This is a genomic window from Actinoplanes sp. URMC 104 (assembly GCF_051386375.1).
Lineage (GTDB): Bacteria > Actinomycetota > Actinomycetes > Mycobacteriales > Micromonosporaceae > Actinoplanes.
The window spans coordinates 510,352-522,728 of sequence record NZ_JBPQTO010000004.1; the positions used below are offsets into that span (position 1 = coordinate 510,352).

The 12,377-nt window shown below is 73.8% G+C and carries 14 protein-coding genes; 8 read left to right on the forward strand and 6 right to left on the reverse strand.

Annotated elements, in window-relative coordinates; all coding sequences use genetic code 11:
* Positions 1 to 4: 4 nt before the first annotated feature.
* Positions 5 to 847, reverse strand: a complete 843-nt coding sequence (locus ACSNN8_RS16155; RefSeq protein ID WP_436650023.1) for a GIY-YIG nuclease family protein — start codon at positions 845 to 847, stop codon at positions 5 to 7.
* An 18-nt stretch (positions 848 to 865) separates the two neighbouring features.
* Entirely contained in the window at positions 866 to 2,581 is a 1,716-nt protein-coding gene (locus tag ACSNN8_RS16160) for an ABC transporter ATP-binding protein (protein WP_436650024.1), read from the reverse strand.
* A 61-nt stretch (positions 2,582 to 2,642) separates the two neighbouring features.
* Between ACSNN8_RS16160 and ACSNN8_RS16165 the strand changes: the two genes are divergently transcribed.
* From ACSNN8_RS16165 to ACSNN8_RS16175, 3 genes are all read left to right on the forward strand, one after another.
* Positions 2,643 to 3,185, forward strand: a complete 543-nt coding sequence (locus ACSNN8_RS16165; RefSeq protein WP_436650025.1) for a TetR/AcrR family transcriptional regulator — start codon at positions 2,643 to 2,645, stop codon at positions 3,183 to 3,185.
* Positions 3,182 to 3,442 carry a hypothetical protein gene (locus ACSNN8_RS16170; RefSeq protein WP_436650026.1) on the forward strand — a complete coding sequence of 87 codons (261 nt, stop codon included), beginning with the start codon at positions 3,182 to 3,184 and terminating at the stop codon, positions 3,440 to 3,442. The genes ACSNN8_RS16165 and ACSNN8_RS16170 overlap by 4 nt, the downstream gene beginning before the upstream one ends.
* Before the next feature lie 65 nt (positions 3,443 to 3,507).
* Positions 3,508 to 4,143, forward strand: a complete 636-nt coding sequence (locus ACSNN8_RS16175) for a uridine kinase family protein (RefSeq protein WP_436650027.1) — start codon at positions 3,508 to 3,510, stop codon at positions 4,141 to 4,143.
* Here the strand turns inward: ACSNN8_RS16175 and ACSNN8_RS16180 are convergent.
* The gene (locus ACSNN8_RS16180; RefSeq protein ID WP_436650028.1) at positions 4,081 to 4,863 is read right to left on the reverse strand and encodes a polysaccharide lyase family 7 protein; all 783 of its coding nucleotides are present in this window, start codon (positions 4,861 to 4,863) and stop codon (positions 4,081 to 4,083) included. The genes ACSNN8_RS16175 and ACSNN8_RS16180 overlap by 63 nt on opposite strands.
* 466 nt (positions 4,864 to 5,329) lie before the next feature.
* Here ACSNN8_RS16180 and ACSNN8_RS16185 point away from each other — a divergent pair, with 466 nt between their 5' ends.
* Positions 5,330 to 5,782 (forward strand): SRPBCC family protein, encoded by a 453-nt coding sequence (locus ACSNN8_RS16185; protein ID WP_436650029.1) that lies wholly within the window; start codon positions 5,330 to 5,332, stop codon positions 5,780 to 5,782.
* On the opposite strand, the gene ACSNN8_RS16190 is transcribed toward ACSNN8_RS16185, so the two are convergent.
* Complete coding sequence (locus tag ACSNN8_RS16190) at positions 5,772 to 6,578, reverse strand: alpha/beta hydrolase family protein (RefSeq protein ID WP_436650030.1); 807 nt, start codon at positions 6,576 to 6,578, stop codon at positions 5,772 to 5,774. The genes ACSNN8_RS16185 and ACSNN8_RS16190 overlap by 11 nt on opposite strands.
* Before the next feature lie 16 nt (positions 6,579 to 6,594).
* Between ACSNN8_RS16190 and ACSNN8_RS16195 the strand changes: the two genes are divergently transcribed.
* Positions 6,595 to 7,350, forward strand: coding sequence for an NAD-dependent epimerase/dehydratase family protein (locus tag ACSNN8_RS16195; RefSeq protein ID WP_436650031.1), 756 nt, complete (start codon positions 6,595 to 6,597; stop codon positions 7,348 to 7,350).
* On the opposite strand, the gene ACSNN8_RS16200 is transcribed toward ACSNN8_RS16195, so the two are convergent.
* Together ACSNN8_RS16200 and ACSNN8_RS16205 are read right to left on the reverse strand one after the other, a co-directional pair.
* Entirely contained in the window at positions 7,334 to 8,467 is a 1,134-nt protein-coding gene (locus tag ACSNN8_RS16200; RefSeq protein ID WP_436650033.1) for a Gfo/Idh/MocA family protein, read from the reverse strand. The two genes, ACSNN8_RS16195 and ACSNN8_RS16200, sit on opposite strands and share 17 nt — an antisense overlap.
* A 1-nt stretch (position 8,468) precedes the next feature.
* Positions 8,469 to 9,056 (reverse strand): copper resistance CopC family protein, encoded by a 588-nt coding sequence (locus ACSNN8_RS16205; protein ID WP_436650034.1) that lies wholly within the window; start codon positions 9,054 to 9,056, stop codon positions 8,469 to 8,471.
* Between the two features lie 147 nt (positions 9,057 to 9,203).
* Here ACSNN8_RS16205 and ACSNN8_RS16210 point away from each other — a divergent pair, with 147 nt between their 5' ends.
* The 3 genes from ACSNN8_RS16210 to ACSNN8_RS16220 are packed head-to-tail and all read left to right on the forward strand — an operon-like array spanning position 9,204 to position 12,365.
* Complete coding sequence (locus ACSNN8_RS16210) at positions 9,204 to 10,505, forward strand: DedA family protein (RefSeq protein WP_436650735.1); 1,302 nt, start codon at positions 9,204 to 9,206, stop codon at positions 10,503 to 10,505.
* A 10-nt stretch (positions 10,506 to 10,515) separates the two neighbouring features.
* The gene (locus ACSNN8_RS16215) at positions 10,516 to 11,733 is read left to right on the forward strand and encodes a sensor histidine kinase (RefSeq protein ID WP_436650035.1); all 1,218 of its coding nucleotides are present in this window, start codon (positions 10,516 to 10,518) and stop codon (positions 11,731 to 11,733) included.
* Positions 11,721 to 12,365, forward strand: coding sequence for a response regulator transcription factor (locus ACSNN8_RS16220; protein ID WP_436650036.1), 645 nt, complete (start codon positions 11,721 to 11,723; stop codon positions 12,363 to 12,365). Before ACSNN8_RS16215 ends, ACSNN8_RS16220 begins: the two co-directional genes overlap by 13 nt.
* Positions 12,366 to 12,377: the final 12 nt, after the last annotated feature.

Sequence of the window (12,377 nt, forward strand, 5' to 3'; positions counted from 1 at the left end):
CCGGCTATCCGAGGAACTGTGCAGCGGGCGCCGACCCCAGTCGCAGAGCGTGGCCGGCGATGAGGTCGCACTCGACCTCGAGCAGCTGAGCCGGCGCGTGCCCCGGCAAGGGCGCCCAGGACCACTCGATCGGCCCCGAGAAGGCGGCACGCTGCCGGTGATCCACGAGGCGGCTCTTGGCGACATGGGCGGCCACCCGGGCACGGACGACGCCCTGTCCGATGTAGACGAGGGCTTCCGCGCCGGCCCGGCGGACTCGGTAGACGCCCACAGCCGGGTCGGCGACCGGCGTCGAGCTCCACGGGCTCCACGCCTGACCCGCCCAGTCGGGCGCCGTCGGGTCGCGGACCACGTCGAGGACCGAGGCGTGATCGGCGGCCCGCGCGGCCCGGGCATCCTGATGGCCTCGCACCCGACGGCCCGCCTCCGCGAGCCGTTTCGTGTTGCCGGAAGACTTGACCCACCCGTCCGGCATCCGGCCGAAGTTGGCCAGCGGTGAGCGACCGAACTCCGCACGGTGCTCGGAGACCACGACGCACTCGGCCGTCTTGAGGCTCACGACGTCGCCCGCGACCTCCGCCACCGAGAACTCGAACTCGGCACCCTCGACGGTGCGCATCACCCAGAGACAGGGGGCCGCGGTGTGCGGGTCGTTGTACGGGATCTCCTGCCGGTACAGAGCGCACAACTGGCCGAGCCGCTGCCGAAGGTCCGAGGACTGTCCGACGTAGGCCAGGCCGGCCTCGCCGACGACTCGCACCCGGTAGAGGCCAGGCATCCGCGGCGCTCGGAGGCGGGCGGCCCGGTCGCTCAGGGAAAGCCAGTCGGCCCAGGTCGGAGTCGGCACCACGCGCGACAGTACTACCTATGCGGTCGCGTCGGCGGGGACGGCTATGCGGAGGGCTTCGACCAGGCCGCGGTAGAGGTCGTCGGTGGCCAGCAGGGAGGTGTGGGTGCCTACGGCTCGCACGTGGCCGCCGTCCAGGACGATGATGCGGTCGGCGTCGATCACGGTGGAGAGGCGGTGGGCGATGGTCACGACGGCGGAGTCGGCGGCGCGCTCGCGAACGCAGTCCTGCAGGGCCGCCTCGGTCAGCGCGTCGACCTGGGCGGTGGCCTCGTCGAGCAGGAGGACGGCGGGCGTACGGACGAGGGCCCGCGCCAGGGCGATGCGCTGACGTTCGCCGCCGGAGAGCTCGGCGCCGGACAGCGGGGTGTCGAGGCCCAGCGGCAGCGAGGCGACCTTGGCGGACAGGCGGACGCGCTCGAGCACGCGGTGCAGTTCCTCGTCGGTGGCCTCGGGGTGGCTGAACAGCACGTTGTCGCGGATGGTGCCCGGCACGACGGGCGCCTCCTGCTCGACGTACGCCAGCTCCTGCCGGATCTCGCTGTGCGTGAGCGACCGGTACGGGCGGCCGTGCAGGTAGAGCTCGCCGGACTGCGGGTCGAGGAAGCGCAGCAGCAGCGAGAACAGCGAGGTCTTGCCCGCGCCGGAGGGGCCCACGAGGGCGGTGTGGCCGCGCGACGGGATGGTGAGCGTGACGCCGTCGAGGGCGGGCGGTGCGTCGTCGGAGTAGCGGAGGGTGACATCCCGTACGGCGAAAACCGGCGCGTCCGGCATGCGGGCGCCCGGCTGCGGGTCGGAGGTCTCCTCGCGCATGGCGTACACCTCGCTGATCCGGCGGGCGGCGGCGATGCCGGACTGCAGCGCGGTCACGTTCTGGGTGAGCTCGCCGATCGGGCCCATCAGCTGGAACGCGTACAGCAGGAAGGCGATCAGGCTGCTCACGGCGAGCAGGCCGGCGTCGGCCCGGTAGGCGCCCACGCCCAGCACGGCGATGATCGCGAACGAGACGCCGCTCCACGAGACGGTCCAGACCCACGCGGCGCGGCGGGCCGCCCGTACGTTGAAGGAGGCGGCACGGCGGGCGTCGTCCTCGATGCGCCCGCCCTGACGCTGCTCCGCCCGGCTGGCCTTGACCGTCCGCATGGCGCGCAACGTGCCCTCGAGCTCGCCGCCCAGATCGCCGACCGCGTCCTGCGCCGCCTTCTGCGCCTTGCTGATCGTGGGCAGCAGCACCGCCATGACGGCGCCCACGACGGCGACCGCGGCCAGCGTGCAGAGCAGCAGCACCAGGTCGAGCGTGCCCATGAGCACGAGCGTCGCGACGAACGCCAGCGACGCGTTGACCAGGCCCACGATGCTCGACGAGGCCTGGTGCAGCAGGCCGGGGTCGGCGGTGACGCGGGTGACCAGCTCGCCGGTGGGGCGGCCGGTCAGCTCGGCGAGCCGGGCCCGGAAGTAGCGCTGGATCACCGACAGGCGCGCCTCCAGCACCACCTGCTCGGCGAGCGTGCCCATCAGCATCCACTGCCAGAGCCCGATCACCGAGCCGATCACGACGAGGACCAGCAGCAACGAGATGGGCCCGGTCAGCGAGCCGCCGTCGCCGAGCGTGTCGATGATCCGCTTGGTGGCGAGCGGCGCGGCGAGGTTGGCGGCGTTGGAGACCAGGCCGAGCACGAGGCCGAGGAGGAGGACTTTCCTGTGCGGGCGGAGAAGGTGCAGGAGAATCTGCATGGTTCGTAGTGGAACACGATTGTTCCGTGACGGGCAATGCCAATTCCTTTAATGTATGGCTGTGACCTCCGGCATCAAGAACCGCACGCGGCAGGCGATCCTCGACGCCGCGATCGAGCTGCTCGCCGACAACCCGGGCTGCTCCCTGGGCGACATCGCGGCCGCGGCGCAGGTCGGGCGCACCACGCTGCACCGCTACTTCGGCGAGCGCGCCGAGCTGCTGGCGGCGGTCGCCTCCGAGGGCGGCGAGCGGCTGGTGCGCGCGGCCACCCTGGCCGACCTCGATCGCGGCACGGGCGCCGAGGCGCTGCTGCGGCTCTGCCGGGAGTACTTCGACCTGGGCTCGCTGCTGTCGCTGATGTTCAGCGGGCAGGGCGGCGAGTGCTGGGAGTCGCAGGACGAGGCCGACCTCGGCCGGGTGGTCGCCCGCGGGCACGCGGACGGCTCGATCGACGCCGCCCTGCCGGCCGACTGGGTGCTCAGCACGCTGTGGAGCCAGCTCTACGCGGCCTGGTCCTATCTGGGCGAACGGCCGGACGAGTCCCGTCATCACGTGCTCGACCTGCTGACCCGTACGCTCTCGAACGCCTTCCGCCCGTCATGAGCCTCGCCGACCGGCTCGCCGGCTGGACCGACTGGGACGGCGCTCAGTTCGAGGTGGGCCGCGCGCTGGGGCTGTTCGAGGGGCGCACGTTTCCGGAGACCAAGTGGGTGTTCTGGACGGACAACCCGCTCGGCAACAGCCTGCACGAGACGCTGCTCGGGCTCGTGGCGGCCGGTGTGCTGGAGCGGCGCGGGGAACCCGACGAGCAGTTCCGCCGGCGGGGCGAACCGGCCTGGCCGGGACCCCGGCCGCTGTGACCCGGCGCCGGTAGCGTGCAGGGCATGCTGGTCGATTTCGCGTGTCTCCCGGTCGGGCGGACCGGATGAAGCTGGGGCCGGGGGAGCCGGAGGCCGGGCCCTGGCGTACGGAGCGGTTCGACACCTTCGTACGGTCGCTCGAGGGTCGGATCGTCGCGGTGGACGGGCGCGGCGGGAGCGGGAAGACGACGCTCGCCGCGCGGATCGCGCGCGCCGTGCCGGGGGCGGCGGTCGTGCACACCGACGACGTCGCGTGGTGGCATTCGCGGTTCGGATGGGCGGACCTCATGGCCGACGGGGTGCTGCGGCCGCTGCGCGAGGGGCGCGACGTGCGGTACCAGCCGCCGGCGTGGGCGCCGCGCGGGCGTACCGGGTTCATCGAGGTTCCCGCCGCGACGCCGCTGGTGATCGTGGAGGGGGTGGCGGCGTCGCGGCGGGAGCTGGTGCCGCTGATCGACACGGCGATCTGGGTGCAGTCCGACTACGAGCAGGCGAAGGCGCGGGGGCTGCGCCGGGACCGGGCGGAGCGGGGGCTGGACGAGGCGGACGCGCTGCGCGAGTGGGACGAGTGGGAAGCCGAGGAGGTGCCGTTCTTCGTCGCGGACCGGCCCTGGGAACGGGCCGACTACGTCGTACGGTCAGCCGTGCTTGACGCTGAGACCGTAGAACTTCACCTTGGCCCCGTTCGTGGTGCTCTCTGACGAGGACTGGTTGTACGAGCCGGCCTTGAAGTACTGGCGGTACGGGTTGAAGGAGCTCGGGATCGTGTAGGTGGTCCTGCTGCCGTTGATCGTGACGCTCGCCTTGTTGCCCGAGACGTTGATGACGTACGTCCATTTCTGGCCGACCGCGACGGTGCCGAGCTTGTGCAGCGTCTGGCCGTCCGTGGGGCTGCGCTGCTGGCCGAGGTAGATGTCGCCGTTCGCGCGGTAGTAGAGCTCGAACAGCGGCTTGGTCGAGGTGCCGCCGGAGCCGAGCTTCACCTGGCCGACCGCGACGTTCTTGGTCACCGACACGATGCGTAGCTCGGCGCTGAGCGTGTGGTTGCCTGCGAGCGTCCAGTCCGCGGCCGAGCCGTCGGCGTTCATCTCGCGCAGCTCCGAGCGGGCGTACTTCGAGTTCGGCGTGGTCACGCCCTTCTCCGGCGCCCAGAACGTCATCGAGCCGTCGTTCTTGTCGGTCCAGAAGTACGCCGGGTTCGTGTACCCGTTGGCGCCCTTGAGCCTCGCGGGGGAGATGGTGTCGGGCTTGCCCGGCGAACCGGTTGGGAGCTGCAACTGCCAGACCGCGAGGTTGAAGTTGCCGCCGGGGGCCACGCCGGGGTTGAGGGCGGCGGCGTTCGCGTTGGTGATGCCGAGGACGCCCAGCCCTCCGGCCACCACTGTGGACAGCGCGGCGGCGAGCAGCGTGCGCTTCTTCATGGGGATGCTCCGTTTGCCGTCGAGGGGGATTGGCAAGACGGTTAACAATAAAGCCGCTCATCGATCCCTCGTCAACGGGAGCAACCCTTAAACATCCTTAATATCTCGGGGCGCGCGACGCCCGCCGCGGCCTGACGCTCCCCGCGCGACGGCTGGATCCCGTCCCGCGGTCATGCCCGTCAGGGACGGCACGTAGCTGGTCGAGCATTCGGCCAGCTGAGCTTGTCGAACCCTGGTGGCCGGTCCGCGCCGGTGGTTGCCCCGGTTCAACCCGCGTTCGACCTGGTCGCGATGCCGGTAGGCGGCCGCCACGACCGGATCAAGGACCGTCATCCATGATCGCCACGCTTGATCCGCGGTGGGCCTCCGCCTCCCCCGCCCACCCAAGGGCGTGGCGGCCAACCTACGCCCCGGCGCGGGGCGGAAGGCGGTTGTCCACAGGGCCGGGCGTGCCATCCTCGGATCCATGTCGATCAACCGGCTCAGCGGCACCGCCCGCCTGTCCGCGCCGCCCGCGAAGGTCTACCAGCACCTGCTCGACCCGCACAGCTACGTCGGCCTGTCCCCGCTCGTGGTCGCCGTCCGGGATGTCCGGTCCGCGCGCGACGAGCAGGGGCGCGAGGCGACGGCCTACGTCGCGGTCGAGCGGTTTCCGATGGGCCCGCTGCACTGGGACAACCCCATCCGGGTCACGCTGACCGGCGTGGTCGAGGATCGGCGGCTGGTCAGCTCGGTGGTCAGCCCGGGCGCGGTGCGGCTGACGGCGACCGTCGACCTTGAACCGGCCCCCGGCGGTACGGTCCTGACCGAGTCGATCGTGGTGCGGTCGCCGCGGCTGCTGCGCTCGTTCGTCGTGGGGCAGGCCGCCTCGGTGCAGACCGAGCGCATGGCCGAGCTCGCCCGGCGCTTCAGCGGCTGAGGTGCCGGCGGAACCACTCCACGGCCAGGCGGTCGACCGTGGCGGCGTGCGGGGTCTGGGGAGCGGCGCCGGTGCCGGGCTCCTCGGCGAGGGCGTGGGCCATGTGCGGCACGACGTGGTGGTCGACGGTGGCGCCGCGGCGGGACAGCTCGGCGACTGCCTGCTCGACGGGTGCGACGAAGGCGTCGTGCTGGTCGTCGGCGCCGGTGACGTAGCGGATCGCGACACCGTCGAGGTCGGCGGCGCGGGCCACGAAGTCGAGGCGTTGCGCGACGCGGTCGGAGGCGGGCGACCACGGGTACGTCATCCCGTGCGCGGCGACGATCCCGTTGATCGCCTCGCGCAGCCGCACCACGGGGCTGACGAGCACGGCGGCGCGGACGTCGAGCAGCTTCTCCGCCGCTACGAGCTGGGCCGCGACGGCGCCCATCGAGCCGCCCAGCACGCCGGCCGGAACACCGTCGGCCAGGCCCAGGCGCGCGCGGATCACCGCGTACGCCTCGGGGAGCTCCTCGGCGGCGCCGACGGCGACGGGCTCGTGCACCTTGAGGACGGCGTCACCCGTGAGCAGCGGCTCCAGGCCGTCCGCGGGCAGGCGGGATCCGCTCAGCGGCAGCCCCAGATAGAGGCGCCACGCGTCGAGGCCGTCGAGGGGCAGCGCGGAGGCGAACGCCACCTCGGTCCGCGGCGCGTCGAGCAGGTGGTATGCCACGACCACCGGCGCGTCGGGCCGGGCGCCGGCGGCGGGCGGCACGGCCACGTACGGGACACCTGCGGCGACTCCTCTGAGATCCACGGGGTACAAGACTGCCATGGCGGAGACTTTGCTGACGGGCGCGGCCGGGCGGATCGGGCGGATGCTGCGCGCGCGGCTGTGCGACTCGTCGTGGCGGCTGACCGACCTGCGGCCGGAGCCCGGTGTGACGGCGCTGGACGTCACGGACGCGGCGGCGGTCGAGCGGGCCTGCGCGGGCGTCGAGTCGGTCGTGCATCTGGGCGGGATCGCGGGCGGCGGATCGTTCGACGAGGTGCTCGAGGCCAACGTGCGCGGCACCGAGAACGTGCTGCGGGCGGCCGTACGCGCCGGGGTGTCGCGGGTCGTGATCGCGTCGAGCAACCACGCGGTCGGCTTCGCCTCGCGCGCCGACGGCCGGTGCCTGCCCGACGACCTCGCGCCGCGCCCCGACTCGTACTACGGCTGGAGCAAGGCGGCGATGGAGTCGCTGGGCCGGATGTACCACGACCGGTACGGCCTGCACGTCGTCTGCCTGCGCATCGGCGCGTGCTTCGACGAGCCCGGCGAGCCGCGGCACCGGGCGCTCTGGCTCTCGCCGGACGACGCGGCGCGCCTCGTGCGGGCGTCGCTGGCGGCCACCGGCTGGCACCTGGTGTGGGGCGTCTCGGCGAACAGCGAGCGCTGGTTCTCGCAGACCGGCGGGCGCGCGATCGGCTATGCGCCGCAGGACGACGCGGCGGACTGGCCGCTGGCCGCCGCGGACCCGGCACTACCCGAGCAGTTCCTGGTGGGCGGCTCGATGCCCGGCCGCGCGCTCACCGGGGAAGGCTGACCCAGCTGCCGGTCGCGGCCGACTTCTCCATCGCGTCGAGCGCCTCGGCCGCCCGCACGGCGTCGGCAAGCGTTGCCCCGTACGCCCTCCCGTCGCCCACCGACCGCAGGAACTGTGCCGCCTCGATGACCTTGAGGTCGTCGTAGCCCATCGGGATGCCCGCGCCCGGCTGGAACGCCCCGAAGTCCCCGTCGCGCGGGCCGGCGAAGACCGTGCGCACCGGCTCGTCCTGATAGGAGCCGCCCGACGCGATGCCCAGCTCGCCCATGCGGCGGAAATCCCAGAACAGCGCGCCCGCCGTGCCGTGGATCTCGAACCCGTAGCTGTTCTGCTCGCCGACCGCGACGCGGCTGCAGTCCAGCGTCACCCGCGCGCCCGACGCCATGCGCAGCAGGCTGCCGAAGTAGTCGTCGTTCTCCACCGGCCCGGGCTCGCCCGCCGCCCGCTCGTGCCCCGCGGTCGCGCCGACCGGCCGGGGCCGCGACGCGATGAAGATCGCCGTGTCGGCCACCAGCGCGTCGATCTCGCCGAGCAGGTGACGGACCAGGTCGACGCCGTGCGCGCCCAGGTCGCCGAGCACCCCGTTGCCGCCGCGGGCCCGCTCGAACCGCCAGCTCAGCGCGCCCTCGGGGTGAGCCGCGTAGTCGCTCAGGAACCGGAACCGCGCGTGCGTGACCCGCCCGATCCCGCCCTCCGCGAGGATCGCCCGGGCCCGCTCGACGGCCGGCGCGTTGCGGTAGTTGAACCCGACCGTGACCTGCACGTCCCCGACGATCGCCCGCGCGTCGTCGGCGGTCAGCCCCACCGGCTTCTCGATCCAGATGTGCTGCCCGGCCGCCGCGAACGCGCTGCCCATCTCGCGGTGCAGGAAGTTCGGCGCGGTGATGCTGACCGCCTGCACCCGCGGGTCGCCCACGAGCGTCCGCCAGTCGTCGACCGCCTGCTCGAAGCCGTAGCGCCGCGCCGCGGACGCCGCCCGGCCGGGCACGTCGTCGGCGACGGCGACCAGCCGGACCGGGGCCACCTCGGCGAAGTGGTGCGGCACCCGGGCGTACGCCTGCGCGTGCACCCGCCCCATCCAGCCGAAACCGACGACGGCGACGCCGAGCGCGGCCACGTCAGGTCGTCCTGCGGCGGCGGGCGAGCAGGAAGCCGCCGAGGCCGAGCACGGCCAGGACCACGACGACGATCGTGACGATCAGGCCGGGGTTGCCCGGCTCGTCCTCGGCCTGCGACGCCGAGGTCAGGTTCGCGGTCGGCTGCGCAGCGGCGGCCGCGGAGGACGGCGGCACGGCGACCAGCGACTCGTCGGGAGCGGGAGCCGGCGCGGAGGAGGGCGGTGAGGGGTCGGCCACGGTGAACTTGTAGGAGCCCTGCACGGTGTGGCCGTCCTTGGAGACCACGCGGTAGGCCACCGTGTAGACGCCGTTCGGCAGCGCGTCGAACGTGACCGAGCCGGTGGCGCCCTCGACCTCGGGGTCGGACGTCTCGACCTTGGCGTCGCCGGTGACGGAGATCGTGGTGTAGTCGGGGTTGAGTTTCTGCAGGAACTTGAGCCTGACGCTGGTCGGCGCCTTCTTCACGGTGGCGCCCTTGGCCGGCGTGGCCTCGGCCAGCGCGTTGTGCGCGAACGCCGGCGCGCCGGGCAGCAGGACCGCGAGCGCCGCGGCGAGCGCGACGACCAGTCGGGTGAGGTGCTTCTGCATCGTGGGAACGGGTCCTTCCGTGGCGGCGTTCGTGCGGTCATCGTAGTTCTACGGGCGGCGCACGACTTCGGTTGTGGACGACGGCGGCTTAGGGGAATCTCACCGATTCGTCTGGGGTGGGCGCGTTCCTAGGCTGCCTGTGTGCAGATGGTCGACGACCTGCTCGGGGCGCTGCCGGCGGGGTTGGTGCTGGTGGTCGTGGCCGCGCTCGTGGTCGCCGAGGGCGCGCTGCTCGCCGGGCTGGTGCTGCCCTCGGCGACCGCATTGGTCGCGCTGGGACTGCTCGCCAACGAGGGGGTGGTGGGCATCGTCCCGGCCGTCCTGGTCGCGGTCGCGGCGGCCCTGCTCGGCGGCTCCGGCGGCTACTTCGCGGGTCGGCGGAAGCCGGTGCGGCGGGCCCGGGGGCGTCACTGGCCGCGGGCGGAGAAGATCTTCGGCCGGTACGGGGGAGGGGCCGTCTTCTTCGGACAGTGGGTGGCCGGCACGCGGACGCTCATGCCGCGCTTGGCCGCGAGCCGCGGTGTCCCGTACCGCCGGTTCGTCGCGTTCCACAGCCCCGCGGCGGTCGGCTGGTCGCTCTGGCTGGTGCTGGGCAGCTACGCGGCGGGCGCCTCCTACGACGTGCTGGCCGCCCGCGCGGGCCGGGCGGGCGGCGCGCTGGCGGTTCTCACCTGCCTGCTGGCCGCCCTCGTCCTCGCGGGCCACCGGCTCGGGCGGCACCCGCTGAGCCTGCCCGCCTGGCCGCCCCTGGCCGAACGAGCCGACCGCACCGTCCGGCTGTCGGCCGGCCTCGGCGCGCTCGTCGTCGCCGCGGCGCTGCTGGCGGTCGTCATCCCGTTGATCGTCGAGCTCAGCGGCCTGTCGGCAGCCGACGAGGCGGTCGCCCGGTGGGCGCGCGACCAGTGGACCTCGGACGGCTACCGCTTCGCGCTCGAGCTCGCCACCAAGCCCAGTCCCGAGTTGCTGCTCGCCGTGGCCGGGGCGCTCGCCCTGGGCCTCGCCTGGTGGCGGCGCACCGACCTGCTCGACGCCCTGGCGCCGCTCGCTCCACCGGCCGTGCTCATGGTGGTGCTGGCCGTGGCCGCTCCGCCCTCGTGGCAGAGCCCGCCCGAGGTCGTCCTCCCGTCCGCCGCCGAGTACGACGGCCCGCTGCCCCTCGCCGGAGCGGGAGCCGCGCCGGCCGGGCTCGCCACCGCGCAGACTGCCCAGCTCGCCGTGCTGGCGGGCCTGCTGGCCTGGCAGCTCGGCCGCCGCCTCGCCTGGCCGCACCGTGTCGCCGTGGGCACGGCGGCCGCCGCTCTGCTCACCGTCTGTGCCGGTTCCTGGGTCTATCTGGGCTGGAGCCGGTTGAGCGAGACGATCGCCGCCGTGCTGCTCGGCGGGGCCTGGGCCGTCCTCAACGGCGCCGTCTGGCAAGCAAGATCGACGCGGCCGGAGGCGCTGGCCTAGGGTGGCGGTCATGACCGTCGACTGGGCGCGGCGCCGCGCGCACGCCGCGGTCGACGCCCTCGAACGGCTGGTCGGCGGCCTCGGCACGGCGATCCTCGCGCTGGCCACGCTGCTCTGGGTGGCCGTCGTCGCGGTGCTGTGCCTGGGCGGCGTCGGGTTCCTGCTGGCGCCCTCGGCCGCGCGGGCGGTCCGCGCCGTCGCCGACCGGGAACGCGCCCGGCTGTCGCGCTGGGGTCCCGAGATCCTCGGCCCCGGCCCGCTGCCGCCGAGCTGGCGCGACCGCGGGTTCCTGCGCGAGCTGGCCTGGACGGTCGAGCACGCGACGGTCGGCTTCGTGATGAGCATCTTCGGCCTGACGATCCCGCTCTCCACCGTGCAGGACGCGACGTACCCGCTGTGGTGGTGGCTGGTGCCCGCGGACGCCGCGCCGGGGCTGGTGTTCTGGTCGGTGCACAACCAGCTCGACGCGCTCGCCGTGGGGCTCTATGGCGTGGCGTGGCTGCTCGTCGGCATCTTCGCCGGCCCGCTGCTGGCCCGGTTCCAGGCGTGGCCGGGCCGCGCGCTGCTGTCCCCGCCGCCGGGCACCGACCTCTCGCTGCGCATCGCCGAGCTGACCGCCACCCGCGCGGCCGCGCTCGACGCCCACGCCGCCGAGCTGCGCCGCATCGAGCGTTCGCTGCACGACGGCGCGCAGAACCGGCTGGTCGCCGTCAGCGTGCTGCTCGGCGCGGCCCGGCGGGCGGTGGAGCGCGACCCAGCCACGGCCGGTGAGGTGCTGGAACGGGCACAGGACGCCGCCGAGCAGGCCCTCGCGGAGCTGCGCACGGTCGTGCGCGGCATCCTTCCCCCGGTGCTCGACGGCCGCGGGCTCGACGGCGCGCTCGCCGGGCTGGCCGCCGACTGCGCGGTGCCCTGCCGCCTCGACGTGGACCTGCCCCGCCGGTGTGCCGCCTCGGTCGAGGCGACCGCGTACTTCGTGGTCGCCGAGGCGCTCACCAACGTCACCAAGCACAGCGGCGCGACCTCGGCGAAGGTCACGGCCCGCCTCGAGGAGCAGAGGCTGAAGGTCATGATCGAGGACAACGGCCACGGCGGCGCCGACGAGAGCCGCGGGTCCGGCCTCACCGGCATCCGGCGGCGGATCGAGGCGTACGACGGAAGCCTCACGCTGACCAGCCCGGCCGGCGGGCCGACGACGATGCGAGTGGAGCTGCCGTGCGGATCGTGATCGCCGAGGACGACGCCCTGCTGCGCGAGGGGCTGGCGCTGCTGCTGCGCGCCGAGGGCATCGACGTGGTCGCGACCGCCGACCAGCCGGCCGCGTTCCTCGACGCCGTCGACGAGCACAAGCCCGACGTGGCCATCGTGGACGTGCGGATGCCGCCCACGCACACCGACGAGGGCATCGTCGCCGCGGTCGAGGCACGCCGGCGGCTGCCCGGGCTGGCCGTGCTCGTGCTCTCGGCGTACGTCGAGCAGGCCTTCGCCACCGACCTGCTCGCCGGCGGCGCCGCCGGGCTCGGCTATCTGCTCAAGGAGCGGGTCGGCCGGGTCGAGGAGTTCCTCGACGCGCTGCACCGCGTGGCCGGCGGGGGCACGGCGGTCGACCCCGAGGTGGTCGGGCTGCTGCTCGCCCGCAGCCGGCCGGACGACGCGCTCGAGCGGCTGAGCCCCCGCGAGCGCGACGTGCTCGCGCTGATGGCCGAGGGCCTGGGCAACGGCGCGATCGCCGAGCGGCTCGTGGTCACCGAGGGCGCGGTGCACAAGCACATCCGCAGCATCTTCGCGAAGCTCGACCTGGCCCCGGACGACCGCGCCGACCGCCGCGTCACCGCCGTGCTGCGCTACCTGCGCAAATGATCCGGAGTACAG